The organism is Enterococcus sp. DIV0240d (genome assembly GCF_051711245.1).
Classification (GTDB): domain Bacteria; phylum Bacillota; class Bacilli; order Lactobacillales; family Enterococcaceae; genus Enterococcus_D; species Enterococcus_D casseliflavus.
On record NZ_JBIOMG010000001.1, the window covers coordinates 181,416 to 202,485 of the forward strand.

The window sequence follows — 21,070 nt, forward strand, 5'->3', positions numbered from 1 at the left end:
TGCTTATGAGTCGATTACAACGAATAATTTTCATCTCACTGCTGGTCGCCCAAGGGGTCGTGATTGGTTTAGTTGAAAATATGATCCCTTATCCATTTGCCTTTGCGCCTGGTGCGAAACTAGGTTTGGCAAATTTAATTACCATTATTGCTTTGTTCACCATGCCAAAAAAAGACAGCTTTCTCTTGATTTGGCTAAGACTGATCTTAACGACGTTACTAGGAGGAACGGTTTCGACCTTCTTATATAGTATGAGCGGTTCCTTACTGAGCTACTTTGGGATGTCTTTGGTGAAACAGTTGGGGCCTAAGCGTGTCAGTATCATCGGCATTAGTGCGGCCGGCGGGTTCTTACACAACGTCGGACAGTTGATCACTGCCTCATGGATCGCTCAATCCTGGAGCGTGATGCTCTACTTGCCGGTCCTGTCTTTCTTTGGGATCTTGTCCGGGATCGCTATCGGGATCGCCGCCAACTACTTGCTGCGCCGTGTCGAAACACTGCGCCGTTTTCAAATTGATTATGAACGCCAGACCAAAGTCAAATGGCGCTCGGATTCAGAATAAAGGAGTTAATTATGAAACTTCATTCCATGTGGCAAGAGTATCCAGCACTGCAAGCTGACTTATCTGCCTCCTTGCAATTGATGGAAAAATCATTAAAACTAAAAAACAAAGAGGTCGAACAAGCGATCCTGTCCATGATCCATTCAGGTGGGAAACTGCTGCGTCCTGCTTATCAGCTGCTCTTTTCTGCTTATGGCAGCGACAAAGATCGCGAAAAAGCCGTCGCATTGGCGGCCTCGATCGAAATGCTCCACACTGCCTCGTTGATCCACGACGATATCGTCGATCATGCGGACACCCGCCGCAAGCTGCCGACCATTCGTTCCGAATTTGGCAACGATGTCGCTGTCTATGCTGGTGATTACCTCTTCGTCTGCTGCTTTAAATTGATGGCCGATTATGCCAGCTCCATGAAAAGCTTGCAGATGAATTCCCGTAGTATGGAAAAAATCCTGGCCGGCGAATTAGGACAAATGAGCAAACGATACGATTTGTCCGTCACTGTCGAGGATTACTTAGAAAACATTCGCGGCAAAACCGCTGAGTTGTTTGCTTTAAGCTGCTTCATCGGGGCTTACGAAAGCGGCACCTCCTTGCGCTTTGCCAATCAAGCCCGTGAGATCGGTGAAGCCATTGGTCTTGCCTTTCAAATCATGGATGACGTCTTGGATTACAGCCAAGATGCGGCTGCTTTAGGGAAACCAGTATTGGAAGATGTTCGGCAAGGCGTCTATTCCCTGCCGCTGTTAATGGCACTGAAAAGTGACCGCCAACAGCTGCTCCCATTGTTGGAAAAACAAGACGCTATGACGGACACCGACACCCACGAAATCTATCGGATCGTCCAAGAAAGTGCTGGGATCGAGGAAGCCAAGAAACTCGCAGCCGACTATACGAAAAAAGCTTTGCAGGCGATCCAGAAATTACCTGAGACCAAAGATGAAACCAAAACGTATCTTTACCAGATCACTGCTCAGATCCTTGGGCGTCAGAACTGATCAAGGATCTAGCAAAAGCCTAGCAGCTGGAATCATACTGAAATAAGTCCCCAAGGTTAGATTTTTGATCTACCTTTGGGGGCTTTTTAGTTGATAGATAAAATTTTATACGCAAAAAAAGCCTCAACTGACAAATCATCTGTCAGTTGAGGTTTTTTTCTTTTAACGCATCGTCACAAATTCTTCTGACCCTGTCGGATGAATGGCAACGGTTTGATCAAAGTCTGCTTTTGTAGCACCCATCTTGATGGCTACAGCGAAGCCTTGCAGCATTTCATCGACACCGATCCCGATGCCGTGCAGACCGATGATTTTTTCTTCTTCTCCTAAGCACACCAATTTCATCTCACATTTTTGGCGATACTCATTTAAAGCAAAGTACATCGGTGTAAAGCGCGAGCGATACACCTTTATCTGCTCTTGGCCGTATTTTGCCAAGGCTGCTTCTTCGGATAAACCAATCGTGGCAATCGGTGGATGAGTAAAGATGACCGTCGGTACTAAGTGATAATCCAAGTACGCATCGCTTTGACCGTTGAACAAGCGTTCAGACAAGCGACGACCGGCGGCGATCGCAACCGGGGTTAAATCCAGTTTTCCGATGACATCGCCCACCGCAAAAATCGAGTCAGCTGTGGTATTTTGATATTTGTCCACAATGATAAACCCTTTTTCATCCAATTGGACATCGGTGTTTTCCAGACCTAACTTATCCGTATTCGGCACACGACCACCAGCAAAAAGGACGCAATCGCCGGTCAAGGTTTCGCCATTTTCAAAGTGAACGATATACTCGTCACCTTCTTTAATGATACGAGAGGCCACGTAGCCTGCATAAGTTTCGATTCCTGATTCTTGGTACATCTCCACGAGATTATCCGCAAGCATCCTGTCAAAGGTTCGTAATGGCCGCTCTTTGCGGTACGCCCAAGCCACTTGGCTGCCCAGCTGTTGGCTGACACCGCTGATTTCGGCTGCGATGTAGCCTGCCCCTAAGACGACCATACGCTTTGGTGCTTCTCGCAACGCAAAAAAACCATTCGAGTCAATGGCGTACTCACCGCCGGGAATATTCATCGCGCTAGGTTTTCCACCGGTGGCAATCAAAATCTTTGCTGCATGGTAGTTTTCCCCATTGACGGTAACCGTGTGGTTATCCACAAACTGTGCATAACCGTGGATAACTTCTACGTTGTTGCTGTCTAAGCCTTTTTGATAGGCTGTGTGTAAAAAATCAATGTATTTTTCACGGTTATCCACAAGCTCGGTAAAATTAAATTTATCCACATGTGGATAAATGCCGTAGCTAGTTGCGTCCCGTTTGATCATTTCTAACATCTCACTAGCTTGCCACATGACTTTTTTCGGTACACAACCGACATTGACACAGGTGCCGCCTAATTCATTGCCTTCGATCAATAATACTTTGGCGCCGTGCATCCCTGCCCGATTGGCTGAGGCGATTCCTCCGCTGCCGCCACCAATTACTATGTAGTCGTATGTTTCCATATTTGTTGTTTCCTCCTTAAGATTGTCTATGTTCTCATCGATCCTTTTTGGCTGGATTGATTCAACAAAAAAAGCCGAGAGAAACTCTCGACCTTATTTTTTCTTCCGAATCATGTCTCCGACTTCCACCGGTTCTTTGACCGGCATCGTCAGCAGCATCATAGGATTTGGTGCACGATCGATGGATTCACCGTCTTCATTATACATGACTTCGACGGTTTGGTGAAAGTGATGGAATCCGGGACCGTAAAATTCGATTTCATCGCCGACGGAAAAGTGGTTCCGTTGCCGAATCGTAGCTGTTTTTGTTGCCGGATCATACGCCATGACTTCCCCAATAAATTTGTATTGCGGAATTTTCCGACGTGGACCAAACAACTGCTCATTTTCACTCGGGGTATCGTAGTAAAAGCCTGAGGCAAGCTCGCGCTGCGCAACTTTCCACAGTTCATCGATCCATTCTTGTTTGCAGACATAGTTCTCTGGATCGGCCATGTAACTGTCCACGGCTGCTTTATAAACGTTCGCCACGGTTGAAACATAGTGGATCGATTTCATGCGGCCTTCGATTTTGAAACTATCCACGCCGTTTTCAATCAAATCAGGGATATGTTCGATCATCGACATATCCACAGCACTCATGGAAAACTCTTCTTCCACTGTCCCATTTTTAGTCAAACTGTTTCGTTCCGTTGCAAAGGGCATGTCAAACAGATCATATTTCCAGCGGCAAGATTGCGAACAGCCGCCGCGATTGGCGTCTCGCATCGACATATGATTGGACAAAGTACAACGGCCAGAATAAGAAATACACATGGCGCCATGAATAAAGGCTTCGATCTCCACGCTAGTATTTTTGCGGATCTCAGCGACTTCCTCCATGGACACTTCTCGGGCGAGAACGACCCGTTCTAGACCTTCTTCCCGCCAAAATTCCAATGTTTCATAGTTCGTGGCACTGGCTTGGGTGGACAAATGGATCGGTAGACCTGGCGCTTCTGTTGCGCAGATCTGGATCAAAGCGGGATCAGAAACGATCACTGCCGAAATACCGACATCTCGCAATTCCCGAAAGAATTCCCCTGCACCTTCTTGATTGCCCTCGTGGGTCACCATGTTGGCTGCTACATAGACTTTTGCGTTGTGGGCTTTGGCAAAAGCCACCCCTTCCGCCATTTCTTCATAGGTAAAGTTTCCCGCGCGACTCCGTAGACCATAGGCATTGCCGCCGATATAGACAGCGTCAGCGCCATAGTGGATCGCTGTTTTTAATTTTTCTAACGTACCAGCTGGTGCTAACACTTCTGGTCGTTTCAATGCTTGTTTAACGGTCATTTGTTCTTGCTCCTTACTTGATATCGTCAGGATTGATGGCATAAAATCCAGTGTCCAACCCACGTTCTGCTGGATGAAGTTGGGCAACTTGTTCACTGAGCACAGTTGCTTGCTCTGCTTGCCACTTCCCACTTTCTACAAGGGTCTTGGCTTGGGCAAACAGCTTAGCAATTGCCACAAAGGCAGCCCCTCGTGTATAGATTCCGTCCAGCTTCCAGGTTTGAAAGCCTGTTGCGGCTAATTCCCCCAGCTGCAGCATCAGATTGATGTCGTTATTGGCAAAAATGTGCGTGCCGTGGCTATCTTCATAAATGGAATAGTGGGTTTCTTCTTTTTTCGGTTCGGATAAAAATAACCCACGATCGTGGTTCTTTTCTTCCGATTGTTGGGTATAGTTATAATAATTTTGTAAAAGCGGACGCTTCGATTGGTGAATGCAGGTCGCACCATAAACCAATACTTCCACAGGAATATTTAGTTGTGGTGCCATGATTTTCATTTCCTCGAAAGGAACTTCTCGCGCTAAAACAGCTGCCTTTGCTCCTTTTTGTCCCCAAAAATTGATTTGACGAGCGCTCGTTACTAAGGTTTCCCCTGCATAGATAAATGGCAAGGCACATTCTGGATTTTGCTTCATGCGGTAAATGATTCCAGGATCTCCGAGAGCGATTTGATCGGCTTGATTGGTCTTCAGAAATGCTAGGTATTCTGGAATCCGCTTCATTTTTTCTGGATGCATGATGCCATTGACCGCGATCGTCACTTTCTTTCCAGCTTCGTGGGCCATGTCGATCAGTCTGATTTGCTCTTCACGAGAAAAAGAGGCCGGTAGGCGCAGCCCGAATGTCTCTTCTCCAAAAAACAATGTATCAACATAAGGGATGAGCTGCTGTGCTTGCTCGATCGATTCCACCGTGGCGATAATCTCAACCATAATACTCCTCCTTTTTTCAACTCATTCATAGTATCACACAGCAGGATTCTTTCCAAGAGGTCTCGTTACTCTTTTTTTCACGAATCATGCTTTTTTCATTAATAAATCGTTGCCATAAAGCTATTTAGAAGGATATTTTTTTGTGAATCATCAATCATAATTAATAGAGATCACTTGATCACTACTATACATAGCAAGACAAAAAAGCGACGTTTCTATGGATGCCGATTACTCGACCATAGAAACGCCGCTGCCATTATTGGCTCGACTTACACTTGTTGCAAGACCCGTGCTTGTCCCTCTTTGACATTGAGGGTGATCGATCCTTTGGAAGCACCAATCGTCACTTTGTCACCTAAATGAATTTGTCCTGATAGGAGTGCTTCACTTAAACGGTCTTCGACTTCTTTTTGCAATGCTCGACGAATCGGCCGTGCCCCATATTCTGGATCAAAACCAGCTTTACCGATCACATCGATGGCAGATGGCGTGATCTTCAATTGGATGTCTTGGTTGCTTAACCGTTTGATGATCGCTTTGCTCATAATCTTCACGATCTCATGGATCTCCCCTTCACCTAAGGATTGGAAGACCACTGTTTCATCCACACGGTTCAAGAACTCTGGACGGAAGGCTTTTTTCAGCTCTTCTAAGATCCGTTTTTGCATCGCTTGGTGATCTTTCGTTAAATCAGTGACATTGAATCCAACGCTTTTTTCTTCGCGGATTTGTTGGGCACCGATATTAGAGGTCATGATCAAAATCGTGTTGCGGAAATCGACCTTCCGACCTTTGGCATCCGTCAAATGTCCATCATCTAGCACTTGCAAGAGGATATTGAAGACATCGGGATGGGCTTTTTCCACCTCGTCCAATAAGATGACGGAGTAAGGTTTTGAACGGATTTTTTCCGTCAATTGCCCACCTTCGTCATAGCCGACATAGCCTGGCGGTGAACCGATCAAACGGCTCGTGCTGTATTTTTCCATAAATTCGGACATATCGACACGAACCAAGGCATCTTCACTACCAAACATCGCTTCCGCTAAGGCTTTAGCAAGCTCGGTTTTCCCGACACCAGTCGGGCCTAAGAACATGAAGGAACCAATTGGGCGGTTGGGGTCTTTCAACCCACTGCGGGCTCGGCGGATCGAACGAGCGACTGCTTTGACCGCTTCTTCTTGGCCAACTACCCGTTGATGCAAGATCTTTTCAAGATCCAACAAGCGTTCGCTTTCTTTTTTCTCCATCTGTTGCAAAGGTACACCAGTCCATTGAGAAACGACCGTAGCAACATCTTCTGCAGTAACACTATCGGCATAGCCTGACGCTTCTTTGACTTCCATAAACGCCACTTCCGTCAATTGTTGGGTCAATTTCTTTTCCTTGATCCGCAGACGAGCTGCTGCTTCAAAATCTTGCTGGCGAATGGCTGCTTCTTTTTCTTCGATCAAGTTAGCGATCTCGTTTTGTAGATCTGCCAATTCCGAACTTTCATCGGTTTTGTCTAGACGCACTTTGGCTGCTGATTCATCCATCAAATCGATGGCTTTATCTGGTAACTGGCGCGAATTGATGTAACGTACGGACAATTGCACAGCGGCGTGTAACGCATCATCAGAAATTTCCACCCCATGATGTTCTTCATAACGAGGACGCAAGCCCCGCAAAATTTCTTCCGCTTCTTCTGGTGTTGGTTCGTCGACTTGCACTCGGGCAAAACGGCGTTCTAACGCAGAATCTTTTTCAATGTATTTTTGATACTCATCTAATGTCGTGGCACCGATGGTTTGCAATTCTCCACGGGCTAAGGCTGGTTTCAGAATATTCGAGGCATCAATCGCCCCTTCGGCTCCGCCGGCCCCAATCAGTGTATGCAATTCATCAATGAATAAGATGATTTGACCATCTTGATAGATCTCATCGATGATTTTTTTCATTCGGTCCTCAAATTCTCCACGGTATTTCGTTCCAGCAACTAAAGCCCCCATGTCCAGCATCATCAAACGTTTGTTTTGCATGTCTTCTGGGACTTCCCCATTGATGATTTTTTGGGCTAAGCCTTCGGCGATCGCGGTTTTCCCAACACCAGGTTCCCCAACGAGAACAGGGTTGTTTTTGGTCCGACGGCTAAGGATCTGGATCAGCCGTTTGACTTCTTTGGCACGACCGACAACAGGATCTAGCCGTTTTTCACGAGCTAATTTGGTCAAATCACGGGCTAAGGAATCCAAGGTTGGTGTTCCTTGCTGCGCTTTGGCTTGGGCTGGACGACGACGACCAGCACTTCCGTTGGTTTTGCTTTCATTGAAGCCCATTTTTTTCTTCAAAAGCTGACGCATTTTTGCGAGACTCAAGCCGAGATTCAGCATGATTCGTGAAGCCAAAATGTCTTCGTCTCTTAATAAGCCTAATAATAGATGTTCGGTACCGATCTGTGGTGCCCCTAAACGCTTGGCTTCATCCCCTGCATAAGCAAATGTATGTTTTGCTCGTGGTGAATACGCGAGATAGGCGTTTTCTGGGTATTGACGAACGGTGCCATACCCTGTTAAATGTTCGATTTCTTCACGAATATCGTTTTCTGTGATATTCATTTCCCGTAACGTTTTGCCAGCGATCCCGTTTTGTTCAATGACCAGTGCCAATAGAATATGTTCAGAACCTACCGCTTGGTGCTTAAAGTATTTTGCTTCTTCTTGGGCGATAGCCAAAACGGCTTTCGCGCGTTGGGTGAATAATTCATCCATCTCTTTCACTTCCTGTCTTCGTAACTTAATCGTTCTAGAATTGCATGGAGCAAATCTGCTCGTGTTCTATTTTCATAAGGAGAACGTCCTAGAACTGCTTTCGCGATGACGGTCAACAATAAATTGCCTTCTCGCTTGGACAGGATTCCTTCCTCATAAAGTTTCTGGATTATTGCATACGCATCTTTTTCCGAGATGGTTTCATCGAATAATTGATTCATTTCTTTTAAGTAGTGGTGGCTGTCAGTAATTTTGACTTTCTCGATCCGAATATAGCCGCCCCCGCCGCGTTTACTTTCAACCGCATAGCCTCTTTGAACGGTAAAGCGGGTATTGATCACGTAATTTATTTGTGAGGGCACGCAGTTGAACAAATTTGCCATTTCTGCGCGACGAATCTCAATGGTTTCACTGTCTTCAAGAATTTTCTTCAAATATGCTTCAATCAAATCGGAAGTGTTGTGATGACTCAATTCATTCCCTCCCTTGACTAATTCTGACCTTCATTATACCCAATTTTTGAATCCTTGGAAAGATGTACGCTTGCACAAAAGGAAGGTCTAAAGGAAATTTTAAAGACACTTATCCCTCGCTTCAGCTTTTTTAGCTACAAAAAGAAACAAGCAGCTCGTCGGTGAACAAAAAGAAAATTCTTTGGTCCCCGAAGGCTGCTTGGTTAAAATATTGGGTTTTAGCTAGTTTCTAATCACTTTCGGAACTGCTTTCGCTCGTAGCCGTTGAATCCGAGGAATCCTCTGAACTACTGCTTGGCGTCGATGAGGACGAATCATCTGGTTCAGGTCCTCTAGAGATTGTGACCGTTACAGTAGAGCCAACTTCGACGGAGGTTCCAGCACCTGGAGAGACACGGACAACATGTCCAGCTGGCACCGAATCATTATAGCCGTCCTCTTCCTCAAAAGTTGAGTCTAATCCTGCTTCATTCAAGTCTGCTTCTGCATCGGCTTGGCTTTTGCCAACGATTCTCGGTACATTGACCATTTCCTGCCCACTGCTGACCGTCAAAGTGATGGTCGTTTGTGAAGTCACCACTGTTTCACCTGTTGCTGGTGCTTGAGCGATGATCGTGCCTGATGGTTGACTGCTGGATTGATAGTTTACTTCGATCTGTGATCGGTCGACACCGCGAGAAGTTAATGCTGCTCGTGCATCTGCCTCTGTCATGCCATAATAGTTGTCCATTGCGAAGCTATCTGGTCCGGAGCTGACCTTAAAGGTGATTTCGTCTTCTGCTGGGGAAACTTCCCGCCCTGCTGCTGGTGATTGACTGATAATATCCCCTTCATCGACATCATCTGACGACTCTAGCTCTTCTTTGATTCTGTCTTCATCAAAGCCCAAATCGATCAACTCTTTTTTGACATCATCAAAGGAACGACCTTCATAATCATCAAGAGTGATTTTCTTGGTCCCACTGCTGATATAAAGAGTCACGACGGAATTCTTTTTGACTTCATTGCCTTCTGGCGGATCGGTCTTGACGACATTGCCTGCTTCGACTTCATCGTCTTCGATTTCTTCTACCTCGTCTGCCACTTGCAAACCAGCAGCTTCCAGCTCGGCACGGGCAGCTGCTTCTGTTTGACCACTGACTTCAGGAATTGCCACATCTCCCCGACCACCGCCGAATAGGAAGTAACTGCCTATGCCTAGCAGTGCGATCACCATAATGATGGGCAGCAGCAGCCACCGTTTGCGTTTTTTCTTTTTCGGCTGCGCTGGTTCTTCAGCTTGATCCGCAACCTTATCTTCTACGGGTTCTTCTACTGGCGGCGTTTCGACTTGGGCTGCTTCCACAGGAGTCAGCACTCTCGTTTCATCCATCAGGGCATGAGGTTCCCATCTCGGTTCATTGAGTCGGTCAGGAGACAACACGGTATCAAGGTCCGCTCGCATTTCATCGGCAGTTTTGTACCGATCCGCCGGTTCTTTGGCGGTCGCCTTCAATACGACGTTTTCCAGCGATTGCGGAACATTTTTGTCATAGATCCGAATCGAAGGGATCTCATCTTGGAAATGTTTCAAGGCGATCGTTACGGCTGATTCGCCATCAAAGGGTACTTTGCCCGTTAAAATTTCATAGAGAATGATCCCAATCGCATAAATATCTGATTGATTGGTCGCCATACTGCCTCGTGCTTGTTCTGGTGAAAGATAATGCACCGAGCCTAGCATCGAGTTGGTTTGGGTGATCGATGTTTCTGATAAGGCGATCGCGATCCCAAAATCGGTGATTTTCACCACACCGTCTTCATTGATCAGCACATTCTGGGGCTTTAGGTCCCGGTGAATGATGCGGTGTTGATGGGCCAATGCCACCGCTGATAATATTTGTTGGATGATATCAACGATCTGCAAATAAGGTACGGGATAGTGCGTTTGGATATAGCGCTTGAGATCCATCCCTTTGACATATTCCATCACCAAAAACTGCATGCCGTCTTCTTCGCCGACATCATAAACGGTTACGATGTTTGGATGAACCAGCTCAGTCGCCGCCAAGGCTTCTCGTTGAAAGCGCCGAATCGCACTTTGGTCGTTTTGGAAGTCAAAACGAAGCACTTTGATTGCCACTTCACGGTCTAAGATCAAGTCATGCGCCAAAAACACATTTGCCATTCCGCCGCTGCCGATATTGCCGATGATTTTGTATCGGCCGTTTATCTTCTTCCCAATTTCGATCATGGGCGCTCTCCTCCAACTTTAATCAATAATACCGTGATATTGTCGACACCACCGCGTTCGTTGGCTTGATCGATCAATGATTGCACTGCTTCTTCCAGCACAGGGGTTTCTTGGATCGTTGCTGTGATCTCTTCATCTGAGACCATGTTGGTCAATCCATCTGAACACAGCAGCAAATAATCCCCGTCTGCAATAAAGTGGATCGCCACATCGACTTCGACTTCGCTTGGCATACCGATCGAGCGGGTCAAAACGTTTTTGCGAGGATGATTCAAGGCCATTTCTGCCGTGATTTGTCCCGACTTCACCAATTCATTGACCAGTGAATGGTCCTCTGTGATTTGAGTCAGCACTTGATTGCGTAAAAGATAGGCACGGCTGTCCCCGACATTGGCGATCGTAAACTGGTCGCCTAATAAGGCCACAGCAATGATCGTGGTGCCCATGCCGCTAAGTTCTTCTTGTTCTTGTCCTTTTTGGAAAATCACTTGGCTTTCCGCTTGGATTTTTTGGATCAGCCATTGGGCAGTTTTTTCACTGTCTGTCAGCTCTGTCTGTTCCCAAGCGGTGCCGATCTCACTGACTGCTTGACGGCTAGCGACATCTCCGGCCCGGTGGCCCCCCATGCCATCGGCAAGCAAGGCCAATGTCACATTGGCTTTATTTACATAGGTTGCTGCAAAATCTTGGTTTGTGTTGCGACGTTTGCCGACATCTGTTTGAAAACGAATCTCCAATTTCTTTCACCTCGTTACTTTTTGCGTAGACAACTGATAAAAAAGCCATCTGTCATAAAATCTTGCGGATAGATCGTCAACATATCCTCTTGAACCGCTTCGGCTGCCAGCGGTCCTACCGCAAGAGGCATTTGCTCAAATTCAGGATGGTCAGCGAGAAACGCTGCCACGACTTGTTGATTTTCTTCCGCTAGAATCGTGCATGTGCTGTAGACCATTATACCCGATTTTTTCAGGGTTGGGGCGGCACTTTCCAAAATCTCTCGCTGAATCTGCGGCAAGCGTTGGAAATCGGCTTCCGTCTTGCTGTATTTGATGTCCGGTTTACGGCGCATCAACCCTAATCCAGAACAAGGGGCATCCACTAAGATACGATCAAATTGTTCGGGTACAAAGGTTTGAGCCGTCTCCCGCGCATCCATCACGCGGGTCTCCACAACTGCTTCGACGCCTAAACGTTGGGCATTTTGCTGAATCAGCTTAACCTTATGGGCATGGATATCCAATGCTGTCACTTTGCCGCCCTCTGCGGCAGACAAGAAGGCAGCGATATGGGTCGTTTTGCCTCCTGGTGCTGCGCAGGCATCCAGTACTTGATGGTCTCGGGCTACTTGTAAAACGGGGGCAACCAGCATCGAACTTTCATCTTGGATCGTCAGTAAACCTTCTTTGTAGAGGGACGAGCCCGCCATAAAGCCTTTGTCAGCCACAACCCCATAGGGGGAAAGCTCACTTGGTCGTGCGTCGATGCCTTCTTCTTGTAGCCGTTCGATCGCTGCTGCTTGCGAGATGCGCTGCAGATCGATACGACCACTGGCATGATTGGGTTCAAATAGGGCATAGCCCAGCTCACTGGTTTCTTCGATCCCAATTTGTTTGACTAGTTTCTTCGTTAGCCACAGGGGCAAACTGATTTCCGTTGCTAAACGTTCCATTGGGTCTTTGATCAATGCCAAGTCTGGCACTCCTTGTCGTTGGATCGTGCGCAGGACGCCATTGACGAATTTTCCAGTTCCCGGATTGCCTTTGGCTTTCGCAATATCCACGGCTTCATGAATGATGGCATGGGCGGGTACTTTATCGAGATACAGCATCTGATACAAGGAAAGCCGCAGCAGCGTTTTGACCCACGGGTCAACTTTGCGGGCATTTTTAATAAACCGATCCAAATAATAATCCAATAAAAGCTGACGACTGATGGTGCCGTACACCAATTCAGTCAATAAGCGACCGTCTTTGTCATTTAAACGCCCTTGATTCATCAATTCCCGCAGCAGTAGATTGGAATAAGCGCCGCCTTTTTCGATTCGCAACAACGCTTCTAGTGCCACAAAGCGCACTGTATATTGTATGTCTCCAAGATTACGCTTCATAGGTACCTACCTGATCCCCTTTTTGAATCTGTTGTCCACTGCCGTTTAAGAATGCGGCAATGTCTTGTCGGCCTTTTCCAGCTGGCTGCAATTCATCGATAGCCAATACCGTGCCTTCCCCACAAGCGATCAGCAACGTTTTTTTCGTCCGTTCAATGATCGTTCCTGGTTCGGCTGTCGTCGTTTGCTCCAGCGGTGTTACTTGCCAAAGTTTCCAGCGGTTGCCATTTTGTGTCGTAAAGGCGATCGGCCATGGTCGCATGCCTCGGACTTGGGCATCGATTTGCACCGCCGTTTTCTGCCAGTCGATGGCTTCTTGTTCACGGCTGATATTTGGTGAAAAGGTGACTTTTGCTTCTTCTTGCGGGACAGGCTGCAGCTCTCCTGACAAGATTTTCGGCACAGTTTCCAGCAGCAAGTCTTTGCCTAATAGGCTCAACTTATCAAACATCGTCCCCACATCATCTTGGGCCGTGATCGGCAAACGAGCTTGAGCAAAAATACCGCCAGCATCCATTTTTTTGATCATTTCCATGATGGTTACACCCGTTTCTTGCTCCCCTTCCATGATGGCATAATGCACAGGAGCCCCGCCACGGTATTTCGGTAGTAGGGATGCATGAACGTTGATAGCGCCATGCTTTGGTACTTCTAGTAACGCACTAGGTAAAAATTGGCCGAAAGCTGCCGTGATCAGCAGGTCAGGTGCTAAAGCTTGAATCTGCTCCATTTCTGGTGACCCACTGATTTTTTCTGGTTGTAAAACCAACAAGCCATGCTTCATCGCCGCTTCTTTAACGGGGGTCGGAGTGATGGTTTTTTTGCGACCGACGGGACGATCCGGCTGGGTCACGACTGCTGCCACTTCATAGCCAGCTTCAAGCAAGCCTTCTAAAATTGGGACGGAAAACGCCGGGGTACCCATAAAGACGATTTTAGTCATTTTCATGTTCCTCCATATACTTTTCTAAGTCTTCTTCAGGAATGCGTTCGACGAGCTTGTCGACAAACAGCACGCCATTTAAATGATCGATCTCATGCTGCATCGCACGCGCCAAGTAGCCGAATGCTTCCACTTCCATTTCCTCTCCTTCTCGGTCGAAATAGCGGACATTGATCTCGTCTGCTCGTTTGACGGTCCCAAAGGTGTGGGGAATACTCAGGCAGCCTTCCACATCAAGGGATTCACCAGAAGAAGCGATGATCTCAGGGTTGATCATTTCAAAGCGGTCGTCTTCTTCGACTTCCACGATCGCCACTTGCAGGTTTTTGCCGACTTGCGGTGCGGCAATACCGATCCCGTCGTGGGCGACCATCGTTTCATAAAGGTCGTCTAGTAGCTGAACGAGCTCATCGGTAATTACTTTGACGGGTTTTGCTTGCCGACGAAGACGTTCATCGGGGGTGATAATAATAGGATAACGCATATTTTCTCCTCTAAATAAAATTCAACGGCTCTTGGTCAATCGACACGTACAATCCTTTGCGCTGATCGATTTGACTTTGATCCAACAGACGGGTCAACAAAGCAGGTAGCTGCGGTTCATTTTTGTATTTAATGATCAATTGGTAGTAATAACGGTTTTTCACCCGTAAAATCGCACTGGGTGCCGGACCCAACAAAATACTTTGCGGTGACAGCTCCTGCTGCAGATCCCGCGCGATCGCAAACATCTTCTGAGCTGCGACTTGCTCTTCGGGATGACTGCAGGTGATTTTGACGGTGAAATAATACGGTGGATAGCCGCTTTGGTGCCGCATCCACATCTCTTTTTGATAGAAATCTTCGTAATCTTGCGACTGCGCCAATTGGATAGCGTAGTGCTCAGGGTTGAATGTTTGAATCACCACTTCGCCGGTTTTTTCTGCCCGACCTGCCCGACCACTGACCTGAGTCAACAGCTGGAACGTCCGTTCACTCGAACGAAAATCTGGCAAATTCAAGGCGGTATCGGCATTCAAGACCCCTACCAGTGTGATATCAGGGAAATCCAAGCCTTTGGCGATCATTTGAGTCCCTAACAAAATATCCGCTTTTTTCTCCCCAAACAAGGTCAAGATTTTTTCATGGGCGCCTTTTTTGCGGGTGGTATCGACATCCATCCGTAAGACCCGCGCTTCGGGAAACAGTTCTTTCAACTCTTCTTCCACTTTTTGCGTGCCCGTTCCGTAATACCGAATCTTGTCTGCATTGCAGTTGGGGCAACGATGGGGGATGTGTTCTTCATGTCCGCAATAATGACAGCGCATCGTTTTGGTATCCATATGCAGCGTCAAGGAGATGTCGCAATTTGGGCAAGGCAAAACATACCCACAATCGCGGCACATCACGAAGGAAGAGTAGCCGCGCCGATTCAGCAGCAAGACGATCTGTTCTTTGCGGGCCAAGCGGTCTGTGATTTTTTCCTGTAACGGACGAGAAAAGGTTTGATACTTTTTATTGGCAAATTCGGTACGCATATCCACGACTTCGATCTGCGGTAATTGCGCACTGGTTTTTGCCCGCTGATTCAATTTCAATAAGCGGTAGACCTCTTTTTGCGCCCGGGCACGAGATTCCAATGACGGCGTCGCACTGCCTAACACCACTGGACAGTGATGGTACTGGCTGCGCCAAATCGCTAAATCTCTCGCATGGTAACGAGGGGCTTCATCTTGCTTGTAGGAGGCTTCGTGCTCCTCATCGACGATGATGCCCCCGATGTTTTTCAACGGAGCAAAAATCGCCGAGCGGGCGCCAACCACCACCTGAGCCTCCCCACGTTCGATCTTACGCCATTCATCGTATTTTTCACCTTGGGACAAGCCGCTGTGTAAAACAGCCACTGCGTCGCCGAGACGGCTTTTAAAGCGTTCGACCATTTGCGGAGTCAACGCGATCTCTGGCACGAGCATGATCGCGGTTTTGCCTTGTTTCAGCAATTGGGCGATCGCTTGCAGATAGACTTCTGTTTTTCCACTGCCGGTGATCCCTTCCAGTAAAAAAGTCTGTGCCTCTTGGTTATCCGCACAAGCAGTGATTTGCGCTACTGCAGCTGCCTGTTCTTCATTTAATTCAAGCGGGACCGTTTTTTGAAATTGACGGTCTTTGTAAGGATCACGGTAGGCTTCAACTTCCGTAAAGGTCAGCCAACCAGCTTCTTGCGCTTGGTTCAAAGCCGCGGTGGAAATCCCTTGTTCGGTAAAAAAGGAAACCGGCAAGCGGGCTTCCTCTGTCAAAATCTGTAAGATTTCCAGCTTGCGTTTGGCTCCTTTGCGCAGCTGTTGCTGGACGGCGGGGATTTCTGCTGGATCGATCTTGCGTTCAATGTAACGGGTCATTTTCGCTTTGTTTTTATTTTTCACGAGATACTGCAATTCAACTACTGCGGCTTCCCGCAAAGGCTTCAACTGCGGCAACAGCCCTGCACTTTCGGCGTCTTGCCAGCTGAGGATGCCGTTTTCGGGAAAATATTCTTTGATGGGATGATTTCCTTCCAGCAAAACGATCTGCTTTTGGTACTCGGCTTTCATCACACTAGGCAGCATCGTCTGCAAGCAAGTGATCTTAAAGGCAAAGGTCGTTTCCTTCATGTAGTCGGCTAATTGGAGAAGTTCTTCATTGACGACAGGCGACAAATCCAACAAACGAACGATTGGTTTTAAGGTCTGCTGCGGTTCGGCAACTTCTGAAAGGCCGACGACGAACCCTTGGATATGGCGGTCGCCCTTGCCAAATGGCACTTCGACCCGCATCCCTGTCTCAATGGCGGCTTGTAATTCTGATGGGATCAGATAGGTAAAAGGCTGATCGGTCTGCATCGTGGGAACATCCACGATCACTTCTGCTATGTACGCCATTTCTTCTCCTCCTTTTAGGTTCTATTTTACTAAATGGGTGGGGGTTTGTCTGTACCCCTTACAAAAATTTAACCATCATCATTCAAAAGAAAAAGCCAGAACACAGGCGTGCTCTAGCTTGCTTTTGTCTATAGCTTTTGTTCGTCGCGGATACGCGCTTCTAATTCTTTTTGTTCTTGGTCTTTTTGCGCTTTGCGCTCTTCTTGTTCCATTTTCAAGCGGGCACGCTTGATTTCTGGATGCGGATCATTAACGACTAATTCCGCTTCGATTTCTTCAAGTGCTTGACCCACGCTTTTCACTGAATCAAAGTTTTCTAGTGTTGCTTGCGCACCGGCATCAAGTTCATGCGCCCGTTTGCTTGCTAAGATCACTAATGAATATTTTGAATTGACACGATCCAACAAAGAATCGATTGAAGGTTTTAACATCATATTTCTTACAGCTCCTCTAACATTTTGATATAGGTTCCGATCACTCGGTCAACGCGAAAATGTTCACTCGAAATAATTTCGCGAATTCGTTGGACTGCCTTAGGTACTTCATCATTGACAACGGCATAGTCATATAAAGCCATCATTTCGATTTCTTCACGGGCGACACGCATCCGTTCATCGATCACTTCGGCAGAGTCGGTTCCTCTTCCTGTAATACGAGAGCGTAATTCTGCCAGATCAGGTGGCGTCAGAAAAATAAACACACCATCGGGAACTTTGTCTTTTACTTGTTTTGCCCCTTGCACTTCGATCTCTAAAAACACATCTTTTCCTTGATCCAGTGTCTGTTGGACATAAGATAATGGGGTTCCATAATAATTGCCGACATATTCGGCGTATTCCAGCATTTCACCGGCTTCGATCAAGGCTTCAAATTCTTCACGCGTGCGGAAATAGTAATCGACCCCTTCCACTTCCCCCTCGCGTTTTTGACGAGTGGTCATTGAAACGGAATATTGAAAATCGTTGTCGTCACTCTCAAAAATTGCTTTGCGCACGGTCCCTTTCCCTACTCCGGAAGGTCCTGATAAAACTATAAGTAATCCTCGCTCTGACATAATGACGTCCTTTCACTGACATTTGCTTAACGTCTATTTTGCACTTTTTTTCAGCAACTTTCAAGAACTACTTTATTATAATGGGAATTTCATGAAATTGCTAGTCTACACTTTGGCCGCTTTCTTAAAAGCCCATGTTGCTTAAGGTATTGATGACCCCTGCCAATTCGTCTTTAGCGGTGATCGCTTTTTCAGTAGGATCCGTCACTTCTTGGCAATCGATACGTACGATGTACCGACGATTTAAAGAAACAGCTACGCCATCAACTAATAGATGGAGAAAATCTGGCTCGATGGCTACGCAAGCATCTTCCCACGCAGAGAAATTCTCTTTGTCAGAAGGAATACTGCGCTTAATGACATTTTTTCCGCTTAGTTCGTGAAAGGTGATATCGTAATATTTCATTGGTTCATTCCTCCTACTCGATGTTTTGAACTTGTTCTCTGATTTTTTCAATGATCGTCTTCATTTGGACGACACTGTTTTTGATTTGGATCGGACTTGATTTTGAGCCAATCGTATTGACTTCTCGGTTCATCTCTTGGATCAAGAAATCCAGCTCTCGACCTATCGGTGTCTCAGCTGCCAGCAGCTCCGTCATCGTCGTTAAATGGATACTTAAACGATCCAGTTCTTCGTGGATATCGCCGCGTTCTAATAAAATCGCCAACTCTGTCAGTAAACGATCGCGATCGACTTCTTCCCCTAAATAAGCAGTCAGTTTCTTTTCAAAGCGTTCTTGGTAGTCCGCCTCATAGAGGGCCACGAATTGTTTGAGTTCTGTCAGCTTTTCCTGCAGCTGTCGCTGGTTTTCTTGCAAGATCTGCAAAATGCCTTGCCCTTCCACCCAGCGGCTTTGATCGATCGCTGCCAGCGCTTGATCTAATGCTTCCATCACGCCATCGGCCAAGGTGCTTTCTTCTGGCTCTTGATCAGAGATCGTTAGAAAGGCCTCATGGAGCAAGAATTGTTCCAGCAATGCTGCTTTTGGTAGCTCTGCTAGGTCAAAACGGTCTTTGGCTTCGCTATCGATTTCCTGCATGAAACGTTCCAGCAAGTCCCATTGGATCTCGATCTGTTTCGTATTTGCGGTTTTTTCTTTTAACGTCACATACAATTCGATTCGTCCTCGCTGGAGGGTCTGCTTGATCGACTGCCGTAAAGCACCTTCTAGAGGATTCAATTGTTTGGGCATTCGCAGCTGCAGGTCCAAAAAGCGCTGATTGACACTTTTGATCTCAATTTCGATCTGCACATCTGGTGTTTCTGCACTGCCTTTGCCAAAACCAGTCATACTTTTCATTTGATCACTCCTCACCGTTTTGCTTTCTTACATGGAAAGCAGGGCTTTTTTAAGTTCTGCAAATTCTTCATTGGATAAGGTCACGCCTTTGCCCATCTTCTCGTGCTCTGGGCCCCAATCTCTCAGATCAAATTTTGGCGGGCGCCCATTCCAGCTCACCAAATTCAATTCTTTGCGCCAGCCTCTTTGATTTTCCGAAAGCACGGCGATCTCTTCAACGATTTCATACGAAAATTTATCCATTTTCTGCTCCTTTCAAAAGATAGTGACTATACGCTGCCATTAAAGCAGTCAGTGGGTAACGCCGCCGAATCTGCTGAAGGGCGGGCAGATTCAATTGCTGCGTCCGATAAAAAAAGAAAAAGCGGTTTTGCTCGGACAAGACAAAAAAACGGTCGCGATAATAGCTCAGCCACTCGGTGATCGACCAGGCATCGGCTTCTTCCACTGCCTTTAGCGCAATTTTTTCAGCTAAAGCCGTTAGAATCGTTTCCTGCTCATAAATCACTGTAGGCGCTAGATACAATACTTTCGCGGTACACTCTATCAGTATACGCCCCCACTGCTCAAATGGCACATCCTGTTGATAGAATTTACGCATTTTTTTCCAAAATTCTTTTTTCTTTAGTTCCTGATAAAGCAGCGGGTCTGTCTGGCGCAGTTCTTTCAAAAAGCCCCGCCATAACGGCTGAAAATCAACCGTCCTTTCAAAGGTATACCAATGGCCTTGGTATTTGCCGAACACTTTCAAGGTTTCCAAATAGCCTAAGGTCATATTATCCAGCGAACGCTGGGCATCAAAAACCAAAAAGCTGCCTAAGGACCAAGGAGACCCCAACGAAAGCTGCGCAGTTTCTTCCGTCACAACCGTCCTTTTATTGATGCCGGGTCCTTGGACATCCACGGTGATACATTCCGTTGCCCCTTGCTGGACAGCGACATCGATGGGCAGGTTGTTACGATAGCCGCCATCGATGTAATAAGCGTCGTTAATTTTTTGCGCCTGCATCGCTGGATAAAATGAAGCGGATGCCAACAACCAATGCAGATTTTCCTCTACTGCGGATGGATCAAAGGCATAAACCGTCTCCTTGAAATCGGGAAGACGAGTCGTACAGATCAGCAAACGACAAGCAGTTTGGCTGAATTTTTCTTGATCAAAGGTCTTTTGCAAAAGCTTTGCCAACGGTTCGGTACTGGCACCGTTGCTTTTGACCGCTTCGCGGACCAGTGAATTGGCTTGATTCATCAAATCTCGCAGTGTTTGGGCACGTACCGAAGCAAGCGGATAGTGCAATACTTGCTCGTTAGAGATATTTGCCCATAAATCGACGGCCGCTTCCACATCGTTCATTAAAATCAAGGCGCCATTCAAGGCACCGACGGAAGTTCCCGTGATCCATTCAAAGGTGATGCCCCGTTCTTGCAGCGCTTGCCAAACACCGATTTGATATGCCCCGTGAGCACCGCCACCTCCTAAAACCAGCGCCGTCTGATAAGCTAGCGCTTTTTGATACCCTTGAGGGACCACCTGATACCCTTGCTGGATAAACCACTCAGCCAAGGGGGGCCGATGAGGAAGCTGCCACAAGACAGCTGCTACAAAACGACTGCGGGCAAAGCTTTCTGTCACGGCTAGCAGTTGTTTCCAAGTAAAATCGGCGGCCGCTTCCACCAGCAGATTGGTGATAGTCAGTGTCTTTTGGTCAAAATCAAACTGCCCAGCAAGGTAAAAACGTCCGTAACGGCTGTCGATCTGCCAGCCCCGCTGCGCTATATCGGCTAGAAAGGCTCGTCGCGCTTTTGAATGCGACTCAAAAAAGGAAAAGACGAGTCGGCTTTCTTGAAACCCTGCCCTTTGTGCAAGAAAATCGATCGAAGTCAGTTTTTTCACTTTCATCAAGACACCTCCTTAAGCAAAAAAGAATAGACGAATGACACGCCAGCTGCCGTACCACTCGAGC

At 47.0% G+C, this 21,070-nt stretch carries 19 protein-coding genes; 2 read left to right on the plus strand and 17 right to left on the minus strand.

The annotated features are described in order from the left end of the window. The first annotated feature begins 5 nt into the window (after positions 1 to 5). Positions 6 to 566: a Gx transporter family protein gene (locus tag IGJ25_RS00820; protein ID WP_005232987.1), complete on the plus strand. Its 561-nt coding sequence runs from the start codon at positions 6 to 8 to the stop codon at positions 564 to 566. A gap of 11 nt (positions 567 to 577) precedes the next feature. Next, positions 578 to 1,564 carry a polyprenyl synthetase family protein gene (locus IGJ25_RS00825; protein ID WP_081117091.1) on the plus strand — a complete coding sequence of 329 codons (987 nt, stop codon included), beginning with the start codon at positions 578 to 580 and terminating at the stop codon, positions 1,562 to 1,564. Between the two features lie 162 nt (positions 1,565 to 1,726). Here the strand turns inward: IGJ25_RS00825 and gor are convergent, their stop codons facing one another. From gor to IGJ25_RS00910, 17 genes are all read right to left on the minus strand, one after another. Further along, positions 1,727 to 3,073, minus strand: a complete 1,347-nt coding sequence (gene gor, locus IGJ25_RS00830; protein WP_081117090.1) for a glutathione-disulfide reductase — start codon at positions 3,071 to 3,073, stop codon at positions 1,727 to 1,729. Between the two features lie 93 nt (positions 3,074 to 3,166). Next, on the minus strand, positions 3,167 to 4,408 hold the full coding sequence (locus tag IGJ25_RS00835) for a peptidase U32 family protein (RefSeq protein ID WP_008381725.1): 1,242 nt from the start codon (positions 4,406 to 4,408) through the stop codon (positions 3,167 to 3,169). Positions 4,409 to 4,421: 13 nt separating this feature from the next. Further along, on the minus strand, positions 4,422 to 5,342 hold the full coding sequence (locus IGJ25_RS00840) for a peptidase U32 family protein (RefSeq protein ID WP_081117089.1): 921 nt from the start codon (positions 5,340 to 5,342) through the stop codon (positions 4,422 to 4,424). Between the two features lie 269 nt (positions 5,343 to 5,611). Further along, positions 5,612 to 8,092: an ATP-dependent Clp protease ATP-binding subunit gene (locus IGJ25_RS00845; RefSeq protein WP_010748867.1), complete on the minus strand. Its 2,481-nt coding sequence runs from the start codon at positions 8,090 to 8,092 to the stop codon at positions 5,612 to 5,614. Positions 8,093 to 8,097: 5 nt separating this feature from the next. Continuing rightward, positions 8,098 to 8,565 carry a CtsR family transcriptional regulator gene (locus tag IGJ25_RS00850; protein ID WP_005230319.1) on the minus strand — a complete coding sequence of 156 codons (468 nt, stop codon included), beginning with the start codon at positions 8,563 to 8,565 and terminating at the stop codon, positions 8,098 to 8,100. Positions 8,566 to 8,794: 229 nt separating this feature from the next. After that, entirely contained in the window at positions 8,795 to 10,798 is a 2,004-nt protein-coding gene (gene pknB / locus IGJ25_RS00855) for a Stk1 family PASTA domain-containing Ser/Thr kinase (protein WP_081117087.1), read from the minus strand. After that, positions 10,795 to 11,535, minus strand: coding sequence for a Stp1/IreP family PP2C-type Ser/Thr phosphatase (locus tag IGJ25_RS00860; protein ID WP_005230317.1), 741 nt, complete (start codon positions 11,533 to 11,535; stop codon positions 10,795 to 10,797). Before IGJ25_RS00860 ends, pknB begins: the two co-directional genes overlap by 4 nt. A gap of 14 nt (positions 11,536 to 11,549) precedes the next feature. Next, on the minus strand, positions 11,550 to 12,908 hold the full coding sequence (gene rsmB / locus IGJ25_RS00865; RefSeq protein WP_208788518.1) for a 16S rRNA (cytosine(967)-C(5))-methyltransferase RsmB: 1,359 nt from the start codon (positions 12,906 to 12,908) through the stop codon (positions 11,550 to 11,552). After that, a complete protein-coding gene (fmt, locus tag IGJ25_RS00870; RefSeq protein WP_086338833.1) occupies positions 12,898 to 13,851 on the minus strand; it encodes a methionyl-tRNA formyltransferase in 954 nt (317 codons plus the stop codon). The genes rsmB and fmt overlap by 11 nt, the downstream gene beginning before the upstream one ends. After that, the gene (gene def / locus IGJ25_RS00875) at positions 13,844 to 14,335 is read right to left on the minus strand and encodes a peptide deformylase (protein ID WP_225000771.1); all 492 of its coding nucleotides are present in this window, start codon (positions 14,333 to 14,335) and stop codon (positions 13,844 to 13,846) included. Before def ends, fmt begins: the two co-directional genes overlap by 8 nt. Before the next feature lie 10 nt (positions 14,336 to 14,345). Then, on the minus strand, positions 14,346 to 16,748 hold the full coding sequence (priA, locus tag IGJ25_RS00880) for a primosomal protein N' (protein WP_081117084.1): 2,403 nt from the start codon (positions 16,746 to 16,748) through the stop codon (positions 14,346 to 14,348). A 128-nt stretch (positions 16,749 to 16,876) separates the two neighbouring features. Continuing rightward, a complete protein-coding gene (rpoZ, locus tag IGJ25_RS00885; protein ID WP_005232977.1) occupies positions 16,877 to 17,182 on the minus strand; it encodes a DNA-directed RNA polymerase subunit omega in 306 nt (101 codons plus the stop codon). Positions 17,183 to 17,187: 5 nt separating this feature from the next. After that, positions 17,188 to 17,802 (minus strand): guanylate kinase, encoded by a 615-nt coding sequence (gene gmk / locus IGJ25_RS00890; RefSeq protein WP_005230308.1) that lies wholly within the window; start codon positions 17,800 to 17,802, stop codon positions 17,188 to 17,190. A gap of 124 nt (positions 17,803 to 17,926) precedes the next feature. After that, positions 17,927 to 18,208, minus strand: a complete 282-nt coding sequence (locus IGJ25_RS00895) for a hypothetical protein (RefSeq protein ID WP_005230307.1) — start codon at positions 18,206 to 18,208, stop codon at positions 17,927 to 17,929. A gap of 13 nt (positions 18,209 to 18,221) precedes the next feature. Next, positions 18,222 to 19,106, minus strand: coding sequence for a YicC/YloC family endoribonuclease (locus tag IGJ25_RS00900; protein WP_081117083.1), 885 nt, complete (start codon positions 19,104 to 19,106; stop codon positions 18,222 to 18,224). A gap of 27 nt (positions 19,107 to 19,133) precedes the next feature. Next, a complete protein-coding gene (locus tag IGJ25_RS00905; protein WP_005230288.1) occupies positions 19,134 to 19,349 on the minus strand; it encodes a YdbC family protein in 216 nt (71 codons plus the stop codon). Further along, entirely contained in the window at positions 19,342 to 21,006 is a 1,665-nt protein-coding gene (locus tag IGJ25_RS00910; RefSeq protein ID WP_208788519.1) for a patatin-like phospholipase family protein, read from the minus strand. Before IGJ25_RS00910 ends, IGJ25_RS00905 begins: the two co-directional genes overlap by 8 nt. Positions 21,007 to 21,070: the final 64 nt, after the last annotated feature.

Bases quoted from the DNA above. Each gene is read 5' to 3' on its own strand.
- IGJ25_RS00840 (WP_081117089.1), bottom strand. From the start codon at position 5,342: ATGGTTGAGATTATCGCCACGGTGGAATCGATCGAGCAAGCACAGCAG.
- IGJ25_RS00820 (WP_005232987.1), top strand. From the start codon at position 6: ATGAGTCGATTACAACGAATAATTTTCATCTCACTGCTGGTCGCCCAA.
- gmk (WP_005230308.1), bottom strand. From the start codon at position 17,802: ATGTCAGAGCGAGGATTACTTATAGTTTTATCAGGACCTTCCGGAGTA.
- IGJ25_RS00825 (WP_081117091.1), top strand. From the start codon at position 578: ATGAAACTTCATTCCATGTGGCAAGAGTATCCAGCACTGCAAGCTGAC.
- gor (WP_081117090.1), bottom strand. From the start codon at position 3,073: ATGGAAACATACGACTACATAGTAATTGGTGGCGGCAGCGGAGGAATC.
- priA (WP_081117084.1), bottom strand. From the start codon at position 16,748: ATGGCGTACATAGCAGAAGTGATCGTGGATGTTCCCACGATGCAGACC.
- pknB (WP_081117087.1), bottom strand. From the start codon at position 10,798: ATGATCGAAATTGGGAAGAAGATAAACGGCCGATACAAAATCATCGGC.
- rpoZ (WP_005232977.1), bottom strand. From the start codon at position 17,182: ATGATGTTAAAACCTTCAATCGATTCTTTGTTGGATCGTGTCAATTCA.
- IGJ25_RS00835 (WP_008381725.1), bottom strand. From the start codon at position 4,408: ATGACCGTTAAACAAGCATTGAAACGACCAGAAGTGTTAGCACCAGCT.
- IGJ25_RS00910 (WP_208788519.1), bottom strand. From the start codon at position 21,006: ATGAAAGTGAAAAAACTGACTTCGATCGATTTTCTTGCACAAAGGGCA.
- IGJ25_RS00845 (WP_010748867.1), bottom strand. From the start codon at position 8,092: ATGGATGAATTATTCACCCAACGCGCGAAAGCCGTTTTGGCTATCGCC.
- IGJ25_RS00895 (WP_005230307.1), bottom strand. From the start codon at position 18,208: ATGAAATATTACGATATCACCTTTCACGAACTAAGCGGAAAAAATGTC.
- IGJ25_RS00905 (WP_005230288.1), bottom strand. From the start codon at position 19,349: ATGGATAAATTTTCGTATGAAATCGTTGAAGAGATCGCCGTGCTTTCG.
- rsmB (WP_208788518.1), bottom strand. From the start codon at position 12,908: ATGAAGCGTAATCTTGGAGACATACAATATACAGTGCGCTTTGTGGCA.
- fmt (WP_086338833.1), bottom strand. From the start codon at position 13,851: ATGACTAAAATCGTCTTTATGGGTACCCCGGCGTTTTCCGTCCCAATT.
- IGJ25_RS00900 (WP_081117083.1), bottom strand. From the start codon at position 19,106: ATGAAAAGTATGACTGGTTTTGGCAAAGGCAGTGCAGAAACACCAGAT.
- def (WP_225000771.1), bottom strand. From the start codon at position 14,335: ATGCGTTATCCTATTATTATCACCCCCGATGAACGTCTTCGTCGGCAA.